The 3,694-nt window shown below is 35.1% G+C and carries 5 protein-coding genes; 4 read left to right on the top strand and 1 reads right to left on the bottom strand.

Going from position 1 to position 3,694, the window contains the following annotated elements:
- Positions 1–1,040 (bottom strand): tyrosine-type recombinase/integrase (locus DW793_RS13910; protein WP_147342224.1); only part of this gene is annotated, 1,040 nt, incomplete at its 3' end.
- Between the two features lie 298 nt (positions 1,041–1,338).
- Between DW793_RS13910 and DW793_RS13905 the strand changes: the two genes are divergently transcribed.
- From DW793_RS13905 to DW793_RS13890, 4 genes are all read left to right on the top strand, one after another.
- The gene (locus DW793_RS13905) at positions 1,339–2,064 is read left to right on the top strand and encodes a LytR/AlgR family response regulator transcription factor (RefSeq protein WP_171028804.1); all 726 of its coding nucleotides are present in this window, start codon (positions 1,339–1,341) and stop codon (positions 2,062–2,064) included.
- Position 2,065: 1 nt separating this feature from the next.
- Positions 2,066–2,398: an HNH endonuclease gene (locus tag DW793_RS13900; RefSeq protein ID WP_118158498.1), complete on the top strand. Its 333-nt coding sequence runs from the start codon at positions 2,066–2,068 to the stop codon at positions 2,396–2,398.
- 12 nt (positions 2,399–2,410) lie between these two features.
- Positions 2,411–2,875: an SMI1/KNR4 family protein gene (locus tag DW793_RS13895; RefSeq protein WP_118158497.1), complete on the top strand. Its 465-nt coding sequence runs from the start codon at positions 2,411–2,413 to the stop codon at positions 2,873–2,875.
- Between the two features lie 152 nt (positions 2,876–3,027).
- A complete protein-coding gene (locus DW793_RS13890; RefSeq protein ID WP_252969913.1) occupies positions 3,028–3,456 on the top strand; it encodes a T6SS immunity protein Tdi1 domain-containing protein in 429 nt (142 codons plus the stop codon).
- Positions 3,457–3,694: the final 238 nt, after the last annotated feature.

Raw genomic sequence — 3,694 nt, 5'->3', positions numbered from 1 at the left:
GTAATATTAACATTAGAATGACCTAGCAACTCGCTGACAGTTTTAGCATCAAAGCCATTCTCAATACAAACAGTAGCGTATGTGTGACGCAGTAAATGAAAATTAACGTTTCGTATTCCACACTTTTTCAGGACGGATTTAAATCTGTTCTGCATTGTTCTCGGTTCGATCAGCTTGTGAGTTCCGGAAAGAATATAATTGTTTTCATTTTGTCGCCTTTCGTTAAGAATGTTTACAAGAAAGTTTGGTATTGGAATTTCCCGCTCTGATGTCCTGCTTTTTGGTGAACCAACAATGATCTTTGTTTTTGAATTTCCAATTTTATCATTAATACGTTGAACAGTTTTTGAAATACGGATAATGCCACTCTGCAAATCAATATCGCTCCATTTTAAAGCACAAATCTCGCCAATACGCATACCGCTGTACATAGTAAGCAGTATACCAATGTTTGTGTTGTTCAGATTATTAACTAAATGGTTTTGCAAGTTTTTACGCTCGCTTTCGTTCAGTACCGAAATTTCATTCCTTTGGATCTTTGGCATAGAAATACTGCACATTGGATTACTCAAGCCATACTCCTGCTCTGAATACTTAGCAATCGAACGCATTGCTACTATGATATCGTGAACAGTCTTGGCTGACAGTCCGCTATTTTTGTCAGATTTTCCATATTTCAGAAGATATTCGATAAAAGCGTTGATTTTCGGAGTATTTAACTCACAATATTTTATCTTCTCAAAATACGGAATTATATGCTTAGTCACTATCTTTTTATAACAGCAATAGCTAGACTCCTTAACACGCAGTTTAGCGCTGCCGAGCCATTCAAGCGATAATTCATGCAAGGTTTTACCGCAAACGACAGGTGAATACTTTTCAGAAGTCGTATACGCATAAAGCATCTTTTCTTTAAGCTCTGTAAGATTTCTTGAGTACAGATACCTATACTTCAGGTTTCCGTTATCATCTCTTCCAAACGGAATACGCCCCTCGAAACGTCCGTCTTTTCTCTTGTAAATGTTCATTGTATTTTTCATTTTATCGCCCTCCTCGTACTGAAATTCTGACGGCTGAAAACTTTATCAGCCGTGTTTTTTTGATAATTTTTTTTATTTTGACTTTACAAAAACCATTTGATGTGATATAATGTGCTTAAATTCTATCACATTAGTCAAAATAGCGATCAAAATCGCCTTAAATAGTCTTTCGCAAAGGTGCAGATTTTGCGAAAAAATTATATTTTGTTTTGTAAACTATTATACCAGAAAATTGATAAAATATGTATTGATTTTCTGAAAAATGTTTGGTATAATGGCGTATAAAGGCGGTGATCGTATGATCAGAGTTGCAATTTGTGATGATGATAAACATATGCAGGAAAGTTTATCAAAGTATTTGTTAGACTATTCAATACAATGTGACAGAGAAATTGATCATGCAGAATTTGATACTTGTGAGGAATTAATGGACGAGTATCTCAAGGGGAACTCGTTTGATGTTATATTGCTCGATATTGAATTTAAAAATAATGATGAAAAACAAATGAATGGTATTGAACTTGGGAAAAGATTGCGTGGACTGTATGCCAATGACAACACTGCTATCGTTTATGTGACATCTTATGGCGAGTATGCTATTGACTCCATTAAAATAAGGCCCTATGATTATATAAAAAAGCCAATTACTTATGAAAGAATAGTTGAATTTTTTGAAACTTATTATTTGGATCAGGCTAAGAGAAAAAAGGTGTTTGAATATACTGCACATAAAGTCAAAAACAGTATCATAGTATCTAATATTTGTTATTTTGAGAGTCAGGGCAGAACAATAGTGATCCATACTATTACGAATCAATATACCTTTTACGGAAAATTATCTAACCTGCTTGACAATGAAAGTTTAAGTGATTTTATCAGTATTCATAAATCGTATTTAGTAAATAAGAATTATATTGAAAGATTCACGTCACATTCAGTCGTCCTTATTGGCATAGACCGAGTGGAATTACCGATAAGCCCTAATAAGAAAATGGAGGTCAGTGAACAGCTGTTGAAAGAATGATATGACTACTTTATTTTATTTGTTTTCAAATAAAAATGTAACCATAAAGTATACAAAGAATAAAGACGGAAATTTATATCCTAGGTTCGAGAAATTTGCTCATCCAGAGCACCCTAATCCGATAAAAATGAAAGCAAAATTAACTGGTGTTTTTAGAAAAGATGTTAAAATCATTCGTAATGAAACTGGTATAAAATTACCAAAGGATTATACTTGGCACCATTTGGAAGATGGAAAAAGTGTGTTAATGGTTCCTTCCAAAATCCATTCACCAAGGTGTGGCGGATTTAATCATATGGGTGGAGCAACTAAAATAAGACACGGAATAATTTAAAGGAGGATAATTATGAAACTGGTCGAAGTTGGCGAAAAGCTAAGCAGCAAGGATATCAAGGAAATGGAGGGTGAACTGAATTTAAGCTTTCCAAAGGACTATAAGGACTTTTTGCTGAAAACAAACGGCGGAATGCCTGAGGATGAAGTGGAGTTCGATTTTATTGAGAACGGAACTTCCGACGAGGATGAGTTTGAGCAGGGCAGTGATATACACTATTTCTATGATGACAACGAGATAATGGAGTCATACGAGAATTTGGTGGACGAGGAACTTATCCCCGACGAATATCTGCCGATAGCCTGTGATTCTTTTGATAATCAGATATTGCTGTGTTTGGGCAAAGGCGATAATTATGGTACGATATATTTTGCAGACGCTGAAAGCGAGGAGAGCGAGGACTCAGGTTGGGTGCTGTCAAAGGTGGCAGACTCATTTACTGCGTTCTTGGGTATGTTAAGACCTGCGGAGGACTGATAATAAATGCAGAACTGATTTTATTCGGTTCTGCTCGGAGAAGATAATATGTTAAAAGATTACGTTAAGTTCAGAGATATTGATGTGTCACGAATCGAACAGTATAAGGCAGATTGCCTGAAGAATTGTTTGATTTTTGGAGAGAGTTTGGTTTGGGAACATTCTACAATGGTTACTTAAAAGCGATAGACCCGAACGAGTATATCGAACTTGTGCAGCAGTCATATTTTGACGGTGAAGTTACTATCCCGATATTTGCGACAGCATTTGGTGATATCATTACATGGGAAGATAACAAGTATATCGGGATACTCAAGTATAGATATCAAGATAGTGATATAATATCAACTGGATTTGAGGACTTTTTTGAGGAAGTTGAAGAGGGCGTCCTTGATGACGATTATTTCACTATCAAAAAGTATAACGCAGCAGTTAAGAAATATGGTGAACTGGAGTATGATGAGTGCTTTGGATATGTTCCGCTGCTTGCACTTGGCGGAAAAGAGTCTGTAAAAAATCTTAAAAAAGTCAAAATGCGTGAGCATATTGCACTTATAGCTGAACTGACAGACGGCATTTAAAACTATTTTACTTTAACAATATGGAGGTGATAAAATGCCCATAAACCAAGAAAAAGTTTCACAGCTTTTAGCGGCAAGGAGATATATAATAATCCTAAAATGGGAAAACAAGTAGTATATGATACAGATGGTAATTACTTTAGGATTGAAGACACAACTTTAACAGGAAAAAGAGTATACACTGATATTAATGGAAATCAAATCCCAAATAATAAATTTGTTAATTGAAAACAGATAG

This window comes from Ruminococcus sp. AM31-15AC (assembly GCF_003462045.1).
Classification (GTDB): Bacteria; Bacillota; Clostridia; order Oscillospirales; family Ruminococcaceae; genus Hominimerdicola; species Hominimerdicola aceti.
Note: the sequence above shows the minus strand (reverse complement) of the source record. Positions and strands in the feature narration are given on the sequence as shown.